Consider the following 17,152-nt stretch of genomic DNA (forward strand, 5'->3'; position numbering starts at 1 on the left):
GGCCTTCATTCGCTGGACTGGAGCCGGCGCCCAGCAGCGCGGCCAGGACGCCGCAGCCCACGAGCAGCCGGCGCGGCGTCACGGCGACCGGGCACCCAGGAAGGCCTGAAGCGATTCCACATGGGCACGCAAATAGGCCTGCTCCGCGCGCAGGCGGGTGAGTTCCATCATCAGGTAGCCGCGGAAGCGGCGAACCTCCCGCGTCTGGAGCGCGTCCATGGACTGAAGCTGCGCTTCCAGGTCCGACACCAGGGTGCTCACCTCACGCAGCCGGCCCTCCTCGGTGCGGTGGACGGTGCGCAGCTCGGCGACCAGCTCGTTGATCCGCTGGGGCACGCCCGACACGTCGTCGAGCGTCGCGCGGCGGCGGCCCTCCCTCGCCCGTGCGTTGGCCGAGCCCTGCCACAGGTGGCCCAGATTGTAGGACAGCGTGAGCTGCCCGAAGAGGGGCAGGTCCTGGTCGACGTCGATGAGCTCGTCGTACCCGCCGCGCACGCTGACGCGCCAGGCGCGCGAGCGGCGCAGCGCACCGTTATACGACTCGAGCTGGTCATCCGCGGCTCGCAGCTCGTTCAGCACACTCTCCAGCCGCTGACCTTCTTGAATCCGAGGCCGTGCCGCCAGCCGCTCGCGAGCAATCTGGGTGTTGCTAGAGAGCTGACGCAGCCCATCCAGCCGGACCTGCACCGCGTTCAGCTCCTCCAGCGTCACCAGGCCTTGCTTCATGTCGTTGCGAAGCGACGTGAGCAGCGCCTCTGCGTTGGGTAGCTCCTTCTCCAGAACGCGAGCTCGAGCCTCCAGCGCGGCCTGTTCGCCCAGGCCGCTGCCCTGGCGGATGGCGGACTCCAGCACCGTCATCGCCCGCTGACGGCGGCAGTCCGCCTCCGCGCGCTTGTGGATGGCTCGACCGCGGTAGAGGCCCACGAGGTCGTACATCAACCCCGCCGTCACACGCGGGGTCGGATCACCCAGCGGCGTGGTACCAGCGCCGCCGCTGGCTTCGCCCGCGTTGACCACGCCGAAGGCCCCGAACAGCTCGGGCGCCAGTTCGAGCGCGGCCTCCGCGCTGCCCACGCCGCGGACGAAGTCGCAGTAACCGGCGGCCCGGTCCTCGCTGGACGGCGACGTGAGTTCTCCCGCGGGAGGAGGCGCCGGCTGGGCCAGCGCCAGGCGCGCGGCGAGTGACAGCAATGCGCCACAAGTGACGGTCATCCGCATGGTCGAGTGTCTCCGGCTCAGAGGCCGTCTCCAGTCAAAGGGTGGTGGGACTCACAGCAGCAGCGGCGGCCGGCCCAGGTGGAGCAGGTCTTCCCGGGCGGAAGGCGCGTCCGTCAGTTGGACCTCCACCATGACGCCGCGGAGCATGTACTGGCGGATGGGGTGCTTGAGGGACACCTCGCCCTCGAGCACGCGCCCGATGACGCCCACCTCGTGGCACCAGAAGACCTTGGCCGCGCACGAGTACAGCGGCGTGCCCTGCTCGGCGTTCGGGATGTTCTCGTACGGGACGAATGCGACGGTGAGGTCCCGCTCGATAGCCTTGAGGTACGGAGACGCACGCAGCGACGCAATCAGCGTGTCGTAGCGCAGGGCCACCTCGTCCAGGGCGGCGAGGTCCGTCTGGAGGCTCTTCAGCGTCGCCTCCGCGCGAGCCTGCTCCAGGACGGAGTGCGTGTACTCGCGCTCCAGCAGCAGCACGTCGGACGTCATGCCCTGGGGCGTCTCGTTCTTGCCCATCCCGGACTGCACCGCCGAGAGGCCGGCAATCTCCCGCTGGAGCGAATCCAGCCGCGTCTCAAGGTCCGCTGAGGACTGCGCCAGTGACAGGTTGCTCTGCGCCAGCTGCGCCAGGTGGTGGTTGATGGTGAGCTTCTCCTCCTGTTCCATCAGGCGCGCGTCGTACAGCGCGTCGGTGCGCGTGCGCGCCAGTCCGGCGAAGGCACGGTTGGACTGGAGAATCTCCGCCCGGGCGTTGCTGTACTCGCGGCGCAGCAACGACAGCCGCTGTGCCACCCGGTCCTTGGCGTCGCGCTCGCCACGCAGGGCGACGAGGAAGCGCTGCTGGAACGCGCGCTCCGCGGCGACGGTGCGCTCGGCGTCGGAGATGCGGTTCTCCACCGACCGCCGGTCCGACAACACGTGGTCGCGCGCGGACGTCTGTGCGGCCACCTGCGTGTTGAGCGTGAGAATCTGCGGGTCCGTCGGCGAGATGACCGTGGGGGTCACCCAGCTGCGGCTCACCAGGAAGAAGCCCTGAACGGACAGGAAGGACACCAGCCCGAGCATGATGAGCGCGAGCAGCAGGGAACCGATGAACTTGTAGGCAGAGACGGCGATGCTGTTGACGCGATTGGCGACGCGTTGGTTCATGGCGTAGTGCCCTCACCAGCATGGGTGGGAGGAAAGCGGCCCCCGGAGTCGACCGGCGACGTCTCGGGAGCGGCGCTGGCGCTGCCCCGCGTCTCCCAGCTCCCCGAGTCCAGCGTCAGCAGTGCCAGCGGTGTGAAGAGCGCGTACGTCACCGGCATCAGCAGGGCCATGGGCAGGAAGCTGGCGCCGTGGACTCGCCGGTCCGCGGGGAGGTGTCGGGTTTCGACTCGATAGATGACCCCGAGCAAGCCGATGACCAGGAAGTGGAAGGCGAGGATGTCCCAGAACTCGCCGGTCAGGACGTTGTGCACGATGACCAGTGGGTAGGAGAGGAGCAGCGCGAGCTGTGACACGTAGTGGACCGCGACGACCGGGTGGAGCCGCCAGGCGTGTGACAGGCCGCCCAGCAGGTCCACCAGGTTGGAGCGGCGCCACCGGAGCTGCTGGGAGAAGTACCCGGCCAGCGTCGACGGTGCGGCGGTGAAGCAAAAGGCGTCCAGCGTGTAGACCGTCTCGTAGTCGTGCTTGACGATCTGGCGCGTGAGGAACCGGTCCTCGCCGTACTTGATGGGGATGCCCGCGATGGCGCGCGCCTCGAGGATGGGCTCCAGCTCCAGCAGCACGTGGCGGCGGTAAGCGGTAAGGCAGCCCGACAGGCACATCACCTGGCGGAAGCTGCGCTCCAGGTCCTTGAGCCACTCCTGGGCGAAGTGGAACTTGATTTCAATCATCCGCGTCATCCAGTTCTGATGACGGTTCGTCACGTAGGTTCGGCCGCCCACCGCGGCGATGCGCGGGCTGACGAAGCGGCGCACCAGCTGGCGGACTGCGGCCTTGTCGACGATGACGTCCGAGTCCACCGACACGATGATTTCCGCGTCTGTGGCGGCCTTCACCGCGCGGTTGATGCCCTTGCGCTTGCCCATGTTCTCCGGGTTGCGCATGACGATGACGTTGGGATTTCCCTCCGCCGCCTTCAGTGCCCAGGCGTAGCTGTCGTCCTTGGAGCAGTCATCCACCACCACGATTTGCAGCAGGTGGCTGGGATAGTCCTGCTCCAGAAGACTTCGAACGCCGTGGTAGATGCCTTCGCCTTCGTTGAACAGTGGGATGACGATGGCGACGCGCGGCAGGTAGGTGTCGTCGACTCTGTCGAACTTCCGCCCTTTCAGGCGCCGTAGCAATGGCCCGAGGACATAGCGGTTCATCAGAACCACCATGAAGAGTAACTGAATTGGAAAGAGCTCCATCCGTCCCTGCCCCCCATCACGCCACGAGCTGCCCTCGTCGTGACCCTACCCGCCGCCGCGAACCCCAACACGAGCGAGCGAAAGGTTGGCGGGGGCAACGGTGTGTGCCATCTGCCTCAAGGGTCAGAGACAGTGGCCATCAGTGGCCATGCCACGCAGAAGCACGCAGGAGCGAACAGGTGGCGGTGGTAGAAAGGGGGCATGCCGACAGACTTCCAGCCCCTCGCGCTGCGTCCAGATGAGGTCCATGTATGGATTGTCGAGCCCGAGCGCATCGACGACCGGCGCCTCCTGGATGCCTACTGGGGGCTACTGGACGCGAAGGAGCGCGACAAGCAGCAGCGCTTCCGCTTCGAGCGGCACCAGCGCCAGTACCTGGTGAGCCATGCGCTGGTGCGGCTGACGCTGTCGCGCTACGCGCCGGTGGCGCCGGAGGCCTGGGCCTTCGACACCAACACGTACGGCCGGCCGGTGGTGCGGGGGGAGTGGGGCCCGAAGCTGCGCTTCAACCTGTCCCATACGGACGGCATGGCGCTGGTGGCGGTGGGCTGGGACGCGGAGCTGGGCGCGGACGTGGAGGACGCGCAGCGGAAGGGGGAGACGGTGGAGATCGCCGACCACTACTTCGCCGCCTCGGAAGTGGCGGCGCTGAAGGCCCTGCCGGCGGAGCGGCACCGGGAGCGCTTCTTCGAGTACTGGACGCTGAAGGAGTCCTACATCAAGGCGCGTGGCGCGGGGCTGTCACTGCCGTTGGACCAGTTCGCGTTCCACCTGGAGCAGGGACAGGCGCCGCGCATCTCCTTCGACCCGCGGATGCAAGACGTGCCGGAGGCGTGGCAGTTCGTTCAGTTGCGCCCGTCGGAGCGGCACCAGGCGGCGGTGGCGGTGAACCGGCCCCGTGGGCAGCCGCTGACGGTGCGCTGGCAATTCACGGTGCCGCTGGCCGGGGACACGCCGCCCCGGTTCCAGGCGGCGTAGACGACGGGCTCAGGGCGCGCGGCCCATCCACCGGTTCAGGTCCTCGCTGATGTGCGCGAGGAGGGCGTCCCGCTGCGACTTGATGAAGAAGTGGCCGCCAGGGAAGAGGCGGACGCGGACGTCCTCGCTCCGCGTCTCGTCGCGCCAGCGCTCCAGGTTCGCGGTGGGGACGTGCTTGTCCTCGGGCGAGCCGACGACGGAGATGGGGACCTCCAGCTTCGCGGGCTGGGGGCCGTCCTCCGTGAAGGCGATGCCAAAGTCGGCGCGCAGCATGGGCAGCACCAGCTCCAGCAGCTCGCGGTGCTGGAAGATCTCCTCGGGCGTGCCGTCGTAGCGCCGCAGCTGCGCGATGAACTCCGGTTCGGGCAGGTGGTGGATGGGCTCGCGGGTGTTGACGGACGGCGGCCCGGCGGCCCCCAGGAACAGGCCCACGGGGCGCGGGCCATTGCGGGCCTGGAGGCGCCTGGCGAGCTCCAGGGAGATGCGAGCGCCCATGCTGTAGCCGAAGAAGGCGAAGGGCCGGTCCAGCAGCGGCGCGATGGCGGGCAGCAGCGCGTCCACCAGGGCAGGCAGGCTGCCAATGGGCTTCTCGGACAGGCGGCGCTCGCGCCCGGGGAGCTGGACGGGGCACAGCTCCACACCCGCCGGCAGGCCCTGGCTCCACTGGTTGTAGATGGCCACGCTGCCACCGGCGTACGGCAGGCAGAACAGCCGCAGCCGCGGGTCCGTCAACGGCTTCCGGGTGGGGAACCAGCGGTCGGGGGCATGAGGGCTCGAGTTGGACGCGCTTTGCATGACGTGAAGGCTCTGTCGCATGGCCACGGAAAACGGGTCAAGTCCCGGAGGCCGCGTGGCGTGTTAGCGTTTCGGGGACGCGCAGGGGCGTCATTCTGGGGTCACCATGGGGCGTTCCGCGGGCTTCATACTCTGGCTGACAGGTCTGTCAGGCGCGGGCAAGAGCACCTTGTCCCGTGCCCTGTGCGCGCACCTGGCCTCGTCGATGCCCGTGGAGGTGCTGGACGGGGATGAGGTGCGCACCTGGCTGTCCCGCGGACTGGGCTTCACCCGCGAGGACCGCGAGGAGAACGTGCGCCGCATCGGTCATGTGGCCCGGCTGCTGGCGAAGCACGGGGTGGGCGTCATCGCCGCGGCCATCTCGCCCTATGCGAGCTCGCGCGCCGAGGTGCGCCGGCTGGCCGAGGAGGCGGGCATCCCCTTCGTGGAGATCTTTGTCCAGGCGCCTCTGGATGTGCTCATCGCCCGGGACGTGAAGGGGCTCTACAAGAAGGCGCTGGCCGGCGAGCTGGCGCACTTCACCGGCGTGTCGGACCCCTATGAGGCGCCTGACGCGCCCGACGTCACCGTCCGCTCGGATGTGGACACCGTGGAGGCGGGCCTGTGGCGCGTGTTGGAGACGCTGCGAAAGCGGGGCCTGCTCGACGCCGCCGCGGCGGCGTGAAGCGCGTCCCCGAGGTGGCGGAATCTCCGCGCACCTCGGGGGAGCGGAGGCGCGGACTCAGGCGAGGATGCGCTCCATCTTCACGTAGGGGCGCTCGGCCTGGATGCCCTTCGTGCGGCAGTGCTCCAGGAACTTGTTCGACTCGACAATCTGCGGGGCCTTGTCGTCGTAGACGAGGATCATCACGTGGCGCAGCCACGGCTCCTGGCCCATGGCGTAGACGTAGACCTCCTTGGGCGACAGGTAGTTGGTGATTTCGATGGCGCGAGCGCTGTCGGAGCCGTTGAGCCGGCGGGCCTGGTCCATCTTCCGGGGCAGGGGATTGCACAGCAGCGGGCCGTACATCCAGCTCATCGGGCCGCCTTCGCACTCCATGCCGAGGAACAGCACGTCGATGGTGCCGACGATGTCGCGCAGGTGCTGGTACATGCGCGGCTCGATGGCGTTGGAGTCCGCGGCCATCAGCATGGACTTGCCGCCCAGGCGCACCAGGTGCGCCGTCTTGGCCTGGATGGCCAGGTCGCTGTGCTCGCCCAGGAAGGGCAGGCCAGTGATGGAGCCGCCCGGCACGGGAATCTCCTGGAGGTCGTCAATCTCCACCACGTTCTTGAAGCCGTTGTGGTGGAGCATCAGCCGCAGCGACGGGTCCGCCAGCGAGTTGCCGTTGTTGCGCGGGACGATGATGCAGCCCACCCGGTGCCGCAGCTGGATGAGCGTCTCCATCATCAGGTGGTCTGCGTGGCCATGCGTGAGGACCACGTAGTCGATGCGCTCGGGCAGGTCGGAGTGGGTGAAGCGGGGGAGGTCCGTGGGGAACTCGTAGCTGATGACGGGGTCGGTGAGGATGCTGACCTCCTTCGTCTCCAGCAGCACGCAGGCGTGGCCGAAGTAGCGCACGCGCACGCCCTCACCGGTGTAGCGCTCCGTGCGGCGGGGCTCGACGTCGGTGAAGAGCGCGGCGAAGGCGTCCGCGGCGGAGGCGGGCACGCCGAGCATCTCCGCGACCTGTCCGGGCGAGCCCGGCGTGTGGCGCATTCGGAAGAGGGCGTCCAGGCCTTCGTGCTTGTAGGGGACGCGCAGCCACAGGGGCGTGTCCTCCTCCAGGCGGGGTGTGCTGAAGATGTAGGGCCGCCAGTCGCCGTCCACCTGCATGAGCGTCACGCTCTGCGAGGACTCCTTGTGGAAGGGGCTGCGGTACAGGAGCGGCTCGATGTACCGCGCGCTGGCGCGGTTGCTGAGGTCATACGTGAGCTCCACGTAGCCGCGGAGGATGTCGGGCACCTTGGCGTAGAGACCCTCCAGGGAGCCGCCGTTGTTGGGCGCCATGAGCTGCTCCAGCTCGGCCACCGCCTTGGTGTACGCGAGCATGTTGGCCTGCTCCTTCTGCGTCCGCTCCAGGAGCTCCTTCACGCGCGGGGCCTTCGCCGCCGGGTGGTTGATGAACGGGCCGCCCATCAGCATCGGGTTCTTCAGGGCCGCCACGTGCACGTCCGGGTTCGCCACGAAGGACTGCATCAGCTTCTGGTGCAGGTTCGTCACGAACAGCGGGGCGGTCGCCGGAGACAGCAGGTACCACCACGCGTACCACTGATTGTAGAGCGGCTCGATGGCGACGTTCGGCTTGAGGTACATGGGACGGTCCAGCATGGCGGTCTCCTCCGAGCGAGGTCCGGAAAACGTCGGGAAATTGGCAAACTTGGAGCCCGTAGATACACGGATTCGAAGGGTGATGCACGAGGCCAACACGGCGCATCTTTTGCGTTAGCTCAACCATGCGAGCATCCGGGCGTATCCCTTTCATCGTGCAACTCAAGCAAGGAGCGTCCCAATGAAGGCAGCTTGGAATGTTGTGCTGACCCTGATGGTGGGAGTGGCCGTGGGCTGTGGCGTTGGCGCCATGGATTCGGAGGACGCGCAGGATGAGGCGCTCGCCACGACGGAAGCCACGCTCGCGGTTTGTGGAGACGGTGTCTGCGAAATCGGCGAGCGGCTGAGCTGTCCCCTGGATTGCCCACGTGGCGAGTTCTGTGGAAACGGCGCGTGCTGTCCTGGGGAGACGGCCCGGACCTGTCCCGAGGACTGCACGCAGGGTGACCCAGGGCGTTACTGCTACCGGGCGCACTGAGTCCCTTACAGGGCCTCCACGGGCGCGCGAGCAACGGGTTCCCGTTGCCCGCGCGCCGTTCCGCCGTGTCAGGTCGTGCGGGGCGTTTTCGCTACATCGCGAAGCAGCCGTAGACCTTCTCGTAGTAGGAGGTCTTCGTGCCGTTGAGGACCGTCTCCGGCGTGCTGCAGCCGCAGAGGAGTTCACCGACCTTGGTGACCTTCGCGGGTTCCGCGTAGTACGTGATGACGTAGTCCCGGCCGGTGATGTCACGACAGGGGATCGCCTGGGCCTCCGTTTCGAGCCCGGTGGCGGCCTCCTCTTCGATGCCGCCACAGCCCGTCATCAGCCCTACTGCCAGCAGACCCACCATGATGCCCGTACGCATGAATTCCCCTTTTGTGAGAAGGTGATGCGTTCTCAGGATAGCTAGAGAACGCGTCAATGGCACCTGGGGGCTGCAGACTGTCGGAATGCGAACGGGCCCGCTCGGTCTGTCGACGAGGCGTCCACGCCGGAAGAGTACCGCTCCGTGGCGGATGCCCTTCATTGTGAGGTCCTCGGGCTATGTCTGGATGGTGTTCGTGACATTGATGGGCAGTAGGAGATTGAAGAGCACTGTCTCCAGCACGTGATTGCTGTCAGGGTTCAGCGCCATGTAGCGGGCAATGTCTCGGGTCTGCCGCAAGGCGACGACGCGGTCGAGGGCGACGGCCGAGCGCACTCAAGTCAGGGAACCAGGAGCGTTCAGCGTGCTCCTGCAATCTTCGTCAGCCAGGTTTTCGAGGCCCCGTGGGAAGTGCTGAACCGAAGTCCGTCATGCCAGATGACCGAAATGCCTAGGGCTGCCAGGAGGCGTTCGCGCTTGTTGCTGAGTCGGCGGTTCACAACGAGGCAGAGTTCGCCCTCTTTCGCTCCATGCACATGGCGGTACTCGAATAGCTGGGCAAGGGCGGCCCGCGTTTGGTGTATCTCGTGGCGGCCCATCGTCTTGGCTTCGAAAATGACGCGTGGTCCACCCCCAGGACTGTGGGCCCACAGATCAATAGCTCCAGGAATCTCGTTGATATGCGTCCAGCCATTCTTCTGCAGCAGCGCGTGTAGTTCGACGAGAAGGTCATGGTGGGCTTTCATTGCCTTCTCTTTCAGGACAAGCGTCTCGTCTGGCTCTGCGTGCTGTTCTCGGGGGGGACGCGGAAGCAGTCGATGGCGACGCCCCTGGCGCCGACGTACGAGTCGCCCTGGGATCGACTCACGGCAGCAGCCCTGGCCTACGCTGACGCCAGCGACGACGAGGACGAGTTCGCCAAGGCCCGTGACAGGCTGCGGAAGGCGGCCGTGGCCTATGCGCGCACGGCGCCGATGGCACCCGCGCCGCCCACGCCATCTGCACCTCGGGTGCGCAACGTGCGCACGCCGGGGCAGCTTGAGCTGTGGACAGGCGAGGCGGAGCGGCAGTAGGTCCGCCACCGCCTGGCCCCCGCATTTATCGGAGAGCAGGCCAAAGGCATGGCGGCCGTTGGCTGCTCAGGCTTAGCAGCACCAGCAACTCGTCTCGTTACGGCAACAGCCGGCCGTGCAGTAGCAGTCCTGCGACCCGTTTCCGGATGAGCAACTCCTCCCGGGCGGCGGGGGCGGTGGGCGCGCCGAAGCCGAGCCTCCAGAGGCATCGACGGAAGGGTTGGCGGCCATCGACAGCAACTCTTCGCCTTCCGGTGAGTCTGGCGCGAAGGTCTCAGCGGCGTCTTCACCTGCGACAAAGCGGTCGATGGGTGTGCCGTCATTGAGGGACGCATTCCCGCAGCCGACCATCACGGCAAACGCCACCGACAACAGCAGTGTGCGACCGATACTCATATTCCCCTCCCGAGTTGAGCGCGGATGAGTCCGGGCCAATCCACGAGTCTTGTCCGCACTTAACGGTGAAACGTCATGGCGCCCGGCCCTTGGTGGAATTCGCGCTCGTACTTCGGGGAGGGGTGGGCGCAGTGGATGCCGAATGTGCCGGTAGAGGCCATTCCTGGGCGGTGGTAATGCGCGGACGCCGTCCATACTGCCCGTGAAACTCCTTCTCAACCAGGGCGTCGCCACCGCGTCCGCTACGGCGAGCAGCCATCCGTTTTCACGGTAGGCGATGAGCACCTCCCGGCTGCCTCGGCGCGGTCCGAAGCTGAAGTCGGGAATGGCGTGGACGAGGGGGACCTGGGTGGTGGGTATCATGCCCAGGGCTTTCATCGCGCGGCGGAGAAGAGAGGCCATGGCCCCGAGAAGGGGGCCTCTACTCACTTCGGGCTGACGCGCTGGAGCAGTTCTACTGCTGTTGCCTGGGGTAGGGGTTCAGCTTGGTCAACGGAATATCCGCTGGGCTGCGGTGAGAAGATAGTGCTTGCTGCTTGTGCCAGAATCGCATCCTTCACTTTGGATTCTGTCGCCGATGATGCAAAAACATCGAATGTGCTCAATGCGATTGAGCGGTGCTTGTTGACAATGTAGTTGTGGCGACTGGTTCGGTAATTTCTGGCGCACAGTGAGAGCGCACAGAGTGAGATGGATAGCGTGAGGAATCTGGGGACATATGCAAATATGGTGAGCGGTAGCGAATTGTGAACAAGGGCGCTCGGCGGGTTGAGGCTTGCATGTATGGCTATGGCTGTCGCGAGCAATGCGGATGCGACGACTCCATAGAGCCAGAGTTGGGCATACTTCTGGTGCTCGGTTGCTTCGCGTGCGAAGTGTTCAGACTGTTTTGAGATAATTGTGTCTACGGAGTATTTTCGTAGATTATTGGCGATTGTTTCGCACTCATCCCTAGAAATGATCTCAGAATTGCCTCAAGAGGATGAGGATGCAGCCGAGGTGGAGAAAGCCGAGGAAGTTCTCCACCTTCACTTCATAGCGGGTGACGAGACGCCGGAAGTTCTGGAGCCAGGCGAAAAGCCGCTCCATCTTCCAGCGTCGGCGGTATCGACGTAGCTCGCGCCCATCCTGCGTCTTCGTCTTGCGTCCTCGACGGTGCGGGGCAATCAGCTTCACTCCCCGCTGATGCCACAATCGCTCGTCGAGCTTGTCAGCGTCATAGGCTTTGTCGCCGATGAGCCGCTCGGGAAGTTCGTCGATGAGGCTCTCGTCGAGGGTGGCTTCGAGGAGCTTGGTTTCGTGGGGAGAAGCGCTTGCCGCGCCAATGGCGAGAGGAAGACCAGCGCCGTCTGCAGCTGCCATGACCTTCGTCCCTTTGCCCCGCTTCGTTTTCCCGACGCAGGACCTCCCTTTTTCGCCGAGGCGAAGTACGCGTCGACGAAGCCTTCCTCCAGGTCGAATCCTCCGCGCTCTTTGAGGTCCAGGGCCAAGGCTCGCAGGGCGGCGCGGAAAGTACCGTCCCTTACCCAGCCCTGAAACCGGAGGTGGACCGTTTTGTAGGGCGGATACTTCTCCCGCGGCAGCTCGCTCCATTGGGCCCCGGTGCGCAGAATCCACAGGATCCCGTCCCACAGCGCCCGTGAGGGCGTGGGCGTTCGCCCAGGCCGGTCCTTCCGCTTCAGCTTCCGCGCGGGGAGTAGCGGCTCAATCAGGCTCCACTGTTCATCAGTCAAGTCCACCGCTCAGCTTCGAACATGGCCATCCCCTCTATGTCGATCAGCGGCCCGGCCACCGCTCTCATGCCTGCTCGCTCAATTTCGAGACCGGCTCTACTCCTGCACCGCGAGGATGCGCCAGGCGTTCACGTCAACCGCATAGGTGGCGCCTCCCTCCAGGGTGGGCGCCGTGCCGATGCCGCACTTTTTCGGGTTTGGGATGATGCTGACGAGCACAACCCCGGGGGAGGCCGGCGCTGTTGCGACCTCGTAGGACTCGCGGCGATTGAGGCACTCATAGAGCGGTGTGGCGCCCTTAGGCAGCTTCCGGTCCCAGGGAAGGTAGTCCTCCATGGCGAGTTGGATGGCGCGCAGGGTGGTGCCGCTGATGACTTGCAGCCCCTCGGTTGGCATCGCGAGCGGGATTGCGAAGGCGGCAGCCTCTTCCGGCGGCGCATGCACCGGGCGCGGCGGCCGTTGGAACAGGGCGCATGCGGGCAGCACGCAAAGAAGGGGGAGCAGAACGCGCTTCATGGGGCCTCCGTGCGGGCCACGATTTCGGATGTGCATCGACACGCTCAGTCCTCAGTCATCCACCGCAGTGACGAGCCCGAGAGCCTTGTTCTCGTGCTTGATGATGCCCACCAGCTTCCAGTGCTTGCGTTGTCGGAGGTAGACCTCTCCGGGTTGCTCGCTGCCGAGATTCGGCACGAGCTTGGTGATGGTGCAGGCGCGGTCGAACTGGATGCGGATGGTCCAGATTTGCGTCTCGGCAAGCCGGTCCACGAGCGACAGTGACGAGGGAGCCCACGGGTGGCTGTGGAAGTCCCCGAGCACTATCGTTCGCCCTCTCGGGTCGGCGACGTAGCGAGGTGGGATGCACTTCTTCCTCTTCGAGGGGCCAACCGGTTCGGGCTCGCCCAGAGGTGAGGGCATGCTGGCGTGGTAGATGCCGTCTCCCAGTGAGTAGATGGCGCCGCAGTACTCCTGCCCATAGTCGCGCGCCATCGCGCGCGGCAGCTCGATGACGGCAGGGCAGAGTTGGTCGACGACCTCGTCCACGTCGGAAGACGGGGTGATGGCTTCCCAGGGGCCTCGCACGTGGACGTGGGGGCCCGAACGCCAATAGTCCCGCGTGCCACTCGGTTCAGGCGCCCCGGCGCAGCCGATGGCCATGCCGAGCGCTGCGACGCGTCCCAGCCGAGCTGCTGTCATGGACCCCTCCCGTCCGAAATCAGGAATTGGAGTCCATATATGCAAGCCTCTAAGTCATGACAATTCGGTTTCGCTGCTTTGGGAGGGTTTGCACCAACGAGGCACGAGGCCGGGCCGGTACACCGCGGCACTGATGCCCGCGCGGGAAGAAGGGGCATCCCTCTCGCGCGGGTGGCACCGGACGTCAGCGCAGTAAGAACAGCCCCGCCGGAGCACCATGTCCGGCGGGTGTGATGACGGCAGGCGGCCCGGCGGGTGTGATGACGGCAGGCGGAAAGCCGCGCCTGGTGCCTCCCGCCACCACGACACCTCAGTCGTCGTGCCTGCCCAGGGAGCAGATGTCCCCGCGCTTGACCAGCAACAGGGGCTCGCCGCACCAGCATTTCTCATCGGGGGCATAGGTGCGTGGGGCAGGGGGGCTTCGGGCTCGCCGCGCAGCTTCGAGGCGCGCAGCAGGCCGTTGAGCGCCGTCAACGCGCCGGTGAGCACCTCCGGGGGGATGGAGTCCTCGCCGGCGAGCTGCTCCTGAATGCTCCACTGGCCTTCCTCGAAGGCACGGAGGACAGCCAGGTCCCGCTCCATGCCGTTGAGGCGGCAGGGCATGCATCGCGCGCGTCCTAGGGCAGCGCACACGCACGGCGGCACTTCGCCCTGGCCGAGCGCATCCAGCATCTGGCGGCAGTCCACCTCGTTCAGCACCAGGGAGCGCCCATTGCCAGTGGCCACTTGCAGGGCAGCGTGCAGGACGACGCCCACGGAGGCGGCGCCGGGCCCATGGACGACGCGCAGCTTGGCCTTGGAGTGCCTTTTCGGGGCGCTCACCGGGCACCCTCTGTCGTGCGCGCAGCGTCCTGGGCCGCGGACTCTCGTCCGGCGTCCGCGACGCCGCGGACCTCCGCGAGGGCCTTGTGGAAGGCGTGCAGCAAGGCGAGCCATCCCTCGCCGCGGACGATGCCCGAGCCGCAATCCATCTCCCAGCGCTCGCCCGCCTCATCGAGGTGGCGGAACCCCAAGGTGAACTCGGCCGGCAGGAGGCTCCGGCGGGGCTGGGAGGATGGCGTTAAGCCCCCGCGGCCTTGGGCATCATCAGGCCGCTCAGCGGTACAGCTTGGTGAGTGTTTGGCTTTGGCCTTGCCGCTATGCCACTCCAGCGCCACGGCGCCATCAGCGGGAGCGGCACTGGCTCCATCCTCCGCCCGAATCTCCAGTGGGGACGGGCGGTTAGGATGTGACCCCGACAGGAATCGAACCTGTGGCCTGCGGTTTAGGAAACCGCCGCTCTATCCAACTGAGCTACGGGGTCGTGCTCTCAAGTCACTGCGCTTTCTGGAGGAAGTCCACCAGAAAGGTCCATTCATGCCTCCCAAAGCCGGGGTGCATGCACAACGACGTGCGTTATAGCAGGCGGCCCGGCGCGCGCAACGCGCCAGCATCACCGTTTCGAGCCTTCCGCCCCCTAGGGGCCCTGCCGGGCTCCCTCAGCGTGACGCGGGAACGTCCCGGAACCGGACCATGCGACCCCGCTTTCCGTCCCAGACGTTGAGTCGCAGACAGGCCAGCACGTCCCTGGGGTGCAGGGTGGTGGTGCGGGGATTCTGCAGCTCGGGGATGGCGGCCATGGCCTCCGGCAGCCGGTAGAAGGGGATGCGCGGGTTGAGGTGGTGGACGTGGTGGTAGCCGATGTTGCCGGTGAACCACGCCATGACGGGGCCGCAGGCCAGGTAGCTCGACGCCTCCAGGGCCGCGCTCGCGTGCGTCCAGTCCTGGTCCTCGCGCAGCGCGACGTCCGGGAAGTTGTGCTGGGAGAAGAAGAGGTACGCCCCCAGCGCGTAGCCGATGGACAGCGGCAGCACCATCGCCGTGAGGTACACGCCCAGGCCCCCGAAGTGGAACACCGCCGCGCTGATGGCCACGTGGAGGAGCACGGCGAAGCCCGCGCTCCAGTAGCGCAGTGGGTGCTTCACGAACGGCACGATGCACAGCCCTCCCAGGAACGCGAGCGGGTACGCGAAGACCATCACGAGCGGATGCCGCTCCACCACATAGGCCAGTCGCTCCAACGCCGTGGCCTCACGCCACTGCTGCGCCGTCCAGGTGGTGAACGTCCCCGACGCGGAGGCAGCCAGCCGCGCCGTGTTCGCATGGTGGTGGTTGTGCGACTCGGTCCAGACGCGCGGCGGCGTGAGCAGCAGCACCGCGTGGGTGTGGAACAGGGCCTTCGCGATCCGCGAGCCCGACAGCAGTGAACCGTGCAGGTAGTCGTGGACCAGGATGAACGAGCGGATCATCGCCAGAGCTTGCACCACGCTGCCCACGACGCGCAGGGGCCACCAGGAGGGAAGGGCGGCGAGCGCGATGGCGCCCAGCAGGGCCGCGAAGGTGGTGCCCACTTCCCACCAGCTCCGCCGCGTGTCCTGCGTGGCGAAGGGCCGCGTGCGGGCGATGAGGTTCCGCTCGGCATCTCGGGAGAGTGAGGTGAAGGCGCTGCTGCGGGTCGCGGAGTCCATTCGGAAGTCCAGGGCTGGCACGGCGGCGGCTGCCGTCGATTCGAGTCCCTGGAACCATGCCCGCCCACTGTCATGCGACCGTCATGGGCGGTGCTATTGGCAGACACCCCTCACGGATGTCGCGATGCGTTGGAGGCCGCGCTGCCCCGTCCGGCCCATGGGGCCCGACGGGGCACGGAACGTCACGAGCGATGCTTGTTGGCCCGGAACTCGCTGGCCCACTGCTCGACGATGGATGCCACCTGCTCACGCTCGGAGCGTTGCGAGGTCGGAATCACCGAGCTCTGGGCCAACTGCAGGACCGGCGGGCTGTCGCCACTGGGCGTCGGGACCACGGGGCTGGCGCCCTTCTTGCGGACCCAGACGCGGGGACCCTCGCTGGGGCGCACGGGCTCCGGGGTGACGGCGGTCTCCGGTGCCTCCGAAGAAGACTCGCGGCGCTTCCGGCCCAGGATGACGTCCGGAATGCTGTTCGGCGCGGCGTCTTCCGTCCACGCGTGGTGCAGGCGGCCGGAGGCCACCATGAGGCGCCGCTTCTGGTAGTGGGCCGCGCAGTAGCCCAGGCTGCGCACCGGCCGCTTGCAGCCGATGACGGCGCAGGCCCGGGCTTCCGGAGCGGCTTCTTCCTCGGCGGTGTCGTGGGGCCCCGCATCCAGGGTCGCGAGCGACGATGCCAGGGCGTCCAGGGCCGCGTTCGGCAGCTCACGCCGCGGCTGGCGCCGGAGGCCGCTGGGGGACAGGCTCTCCGCGATGCGCAGAAGCGTGTCCGTCAGCGGCGACAATTGCCCGGCGAGTTCCTCGGCCAGCACGGTGCGGAACGCGCGTTCCAGTGGCGGCAAGGACGAAGCGGGAACGCGAGTGGTTCGCGTGGAGTGATGAGACGGGGCGGAACGAAGGCTACGGGGTCTTGGCATGTGGATGAGTGCCTGTGGTCGCTGCCGGTTGCTTCAGGGGACCGTGGAGCGGACGGCCGTTGCGTTAGCACACCTGTGGCCGACCGCCCAGGACAGCCTGTCAAAGGGCTCGTGAGTGGATGTTTCGCGGCGATAACCCAAGCGGTGCGTCCCCATGTCAACACGGCCCACGTCCATTCAATCCCGAGCCGCGCCCGCACCTTCGAGGTATGTCGGAATCCTACCTGTCGAGTGGTCGGCATGACTTCCGGGGAGTGCGCTTCTTCCTCGGCTGAAGCAGGCTACTGCGGCAGGATGCGCGTGTCGTGCAACTTCACTGAGAGGATTTGCCCGTGCGAAACATCTCGACTGTCGCGGTGTCCGTGGTCGCTGCTGGTTTCCTGGTGGCCTGTGGTGAGGGCGTGGACCTGAATGAAGAAGGTGCGATTCCCCCCACCCCGGAAGCCGCGCAGGAGGCTGTCTCCGCGCCCGCCGAGGTGTCCGCGCAGGCGTGCACGACGCTGTACCGTCCCCGGATCACCACCTACTGGACGTCCTTCCCCATCGAAATCGAGGGGCAGGTGGGCCGGTGCACGACGGCTAGTGACTGTACCGTGACGTGTGTCGGCGAGACGTCGCAGTACGCCATCAACTCCCAGTTCTTCTACTGCACCTATTGCCCCTGACGTGACGTCTCCGCGCTCCACGCCGGAAGCACTCGGCGTGGATGCGCTGGCCTGCCTCTTGGGTCGCAACTGTCCGTCCGCGTGCGCGGCGGCGAGCAGGAAGGGAAGGGCGCGCGCT

The 17,152-nt window shown here is 66.8% G+C and carries 18 protein-coding genes and 1 tRNA gene; 5 read left to right on the forward strand and 14 right to left on the reverse strand.

The features are described from left to right. Positions 1-78: 78 nt before the first annotated feature. Genes FL344_RS14880 through FL344_RS14890 form a run of 3 tightly spaced genes read right to left on the reverse strand, consistent with a single transcriptional unit; the run spans position 79 to position 3,620 of the window. The gene (locus FL344_RS14880; RefSeq protein ID WP_141619002.1) at positions 79-1,218 is read right to left on the reverse strand and encodes a hypothetical protein; all 1,140 of its coding nucleotides are present in this window, start codon (positions 1,216-1,218) and stop codon (positions 79-81) included. Between the two features lie 51 nt (positions 1,219-1,269). Continuing rightward, entirely contained in the window at positions 1,270-2,370 is a 1,101-nt protein-coding gene (locus tag FL344_RS14885; protein WP_141619003.1) for a hypothetical protein, read from the reverse strand. After that, on the reverse strand, positions 2,367-3,620 hold the full coding sequence (locus tag FL344_RS14890; RefSeq protein WP_141619004.1) for a glycosyltransferase family 2 protein: 1,254 nt from the start codon (positions 3,618-3,620) through the stop codon (positions 2,367-2,369). Before FL344_RS14890 ends, FL344_RS14885 begins: the two co-directional genes overlap by 4 nt. 201 nt (positions 3,621-3,821) lie before the next feature. On the opposite strand from FL344_RS14890, the gene FL344_RS14895 reads away from it, so the two are divergent. Continuing rightward, complete coding sequence (locus FL344_RS14895; protein ID WP_141619005.1) at positions 3,822-4,598, forward strand: 4'-phosphopantetheinyl transferase superfamily protein; 777 nt, start codon at positions 3,822-3,824, stop codon at positions 4,596-4,598. Between the two features lie 9 nt (positions 4,599-4,607). On the opposite strand, the gene FL344_RS14900 is transcribed toward FL344_RS14895, so the two are convergent. Further along, positions 4,608-5,393 carry a thioesterase II family protein gene (locus tag FL344_RS14900; RefSeq protein WP_216608500.1) on the reverse strand — a complete coding sequence of 262 codons (786 nt, stop codon included), beginning with the start codon at positions 5,391-5,393 and terminating at the stop codon, positions 4,608-4,610. 106 nt (positions 5,394-5,499) lie between these two features. Between FL344_RS14900 and cysC the strand changes: the two genes are divergently transcribed. Next, positions 5,500-6,057, forward strand: coding sequence for an adenylyl-sulfate kinase (gene cysC, locus FL344_RS14905; protein WP_141619006.1), 558 nt, complete (start codon positions 5,500-5,502; stop codon positions 6,055-6,057). A 57-nt stretch (positions 6,058-6,114) separates the two neighbouring features. On the opposite strand, the gene FL344_RS14910 is transcribed toward cysC, so the two are convergent. After that, complete coding sequence (locus FL344_RS14910; protein ID WP_141619007.1) at positions 6,115-7,704, reverse strand: MBL fold metallo-hydrolase; 1,590 nt, start codon at positions 7,702-7,704, stop codon at positions 6,115-6,117. A 181-nt stretch (positions 7,705-7,885) separates the two neighbouring features. Between FL344_RS14910 and FL344_RS14915 the strand changes: the two genes are divergently transcribed. Further along, on the forward strand, positions 7,886-8,182 hold the full coding sequence (locus FL344_RS14915; RefSeq protein ID WP_228565064.1) for a hypothetical protein: 297 nt from the start codon (positions 7,886-7,888) through the stop codon (positions 8,180-8,182). Positions 8,183-8,273: 91 nt separating this feature from the next. Here FL344_RS14915 and FL344_RS14920 read toward each other — a convergent pair whose 3' ends face one another. Together FL344_RS14920 and FL344_RS14925 are read right to left on the reverse strand one after the other, a co-directional pair. Next, on the reverse strand, positions 8,274-8,549 hold the full coding sequence (locus FL344_RS14920) for a hypothetical protein (RefSeq protein ID WP_141619008.1): 276 nt from the start codon (positions 8,547-8,549) through the stop codon (positions 8,274-8,276). 359 nt (positions 8,550-8,908) lie between these two features. Then, positions 8,909-9,295, reverse strand: a complete 387-nt coding sequence (locus FL344_RS14925; protein ID WP_141619009.1) for a hypothetical protein — start codon at positions 9,293-9,295, stop codon at positions 8,909-8,911. A 72-nt stretch (positions 9,296-9,367) separates the two neighbouring features. Here FL344_RS14925 and FL344_RS14930 point away from each other — a divergent pair, with 72 nt between their 5' ends. Beyond that, positions 9,368-9,622, forward strand: coding sequence for a hypothetical protein (locus tag FL344_RS14930; protein WP_141619010.1), 255 nt, complete (start codon positions 9,368-9,370; stop codon positions 9,620-9,622). 1,359 nt (positions 9,623-10,981) lie between these two features. Here FL344_RS14930 and FL344_RS14935 read toward each other — a convergent pair. The 7 genes from FL344_RS14935 to FL344_RS14965 form a co-directional block, all read right to left on the reverse strand. Continuing rightward, positions 10,982-11,757, reverse strand: a protein-coding gene (locus FL344_RS14935) for an IS5 family transposase (protein WP_228565065.1) whose coding sequence is annotated in 2 segments (ribosomal slippage) — positions 10,982-11,406 and positions 11,406-11,757 — 777 coding nt in all. Because the reading frame shifts where the segments join, the coding sequence is not laid out codon by codon here. A 90-nt stretch (positions 11,758-11,847) separates the two neighbouring features. Then, positions 11,848-12,267 carry a hypothetical protein gene (locus FL344_RS14940; protein WP_141619011.1) on the reverse strand — a complete coding sequence of 140 codons (420 nt, stop codon included), beginning with the start codon at positions 12,265-12,267 and terminating at the stop codon, positions 11,848-11,850. A 51-nt stretch (positions 12,268-12,318) separates the two neighbouring features. Further along, entirely contained in the window at positions 12,319-12,948 is a 630-nt protein-coding gene (locus FL344_RS14945; RefSeq protein ID WP_141619012.1) for a hypothetical protein, read from the reverse strand. Positions 12,949-13,766: 818 nt separating this feature from the next. Beyond that, entirely contained in the window at positions 13,767-13,961 is a 195-nt protein-coding gene (locus tag FL344_RS14950; protein WP_141619013.1) for a hypothetical protein, read from the reverse strand. 216 nt (positions 13,962-14,177) lie between these two features. Next, positions 14,178-14,251: transfer RNA gene (locus FL344_RS14955), tRNA-Arg, on the reverse strand. 175 nt (positions 14,252-14,426) lie between these two features. Beyond that, complete coding sequence (locus FL344_RS14960; protein WP_141619014.1) at positions 14,427-15,455, reverse strand: fatty acid desaturase; 1,029 nt, start codon at positions 15,453-15,455, stop codon at positions 14,427-14,429. A 182-nt stretch (positions 15,456-15,637) separates the two neighbouring features. Beyond that, entirely contained in the window at positions 15,638-16,294 is a 657-nt protein-coding gene (locus FL344_RS14965; protein ID WP_141619015.1) for a cell wall protein, read from the reverse strand. Between the two features lie 407 nt (positions 16,295-16,701). Between FL344_RS14965 and FL344_RS14970 the strand changes: the two genes are divergently transcribed. Next, positions 16,702-17,034 carry a hypothetical protein gene (locus tag FL344_RS14970; RefSeq protein ID WP_141593512.1) on the forward strand — a complete coding sequence of 111 codons (333 nt, stop codon included), beginning with the start codon at positions 16,702-16,704 and terminating at the stop codon, positions 17,032-17,034. Positions 17,035-17,152: the final 118 nt, after the last annotated feature.

The organism is Myxococcus sp. AB036A (assembly GCF_006547355.1).
Classification (GTDB): domain Bacteria; phylum Myxococcota; class Myxococcia; order Myxococcales; family Myxococcaceae; genus Myxococcus; species Myxococcus virescens.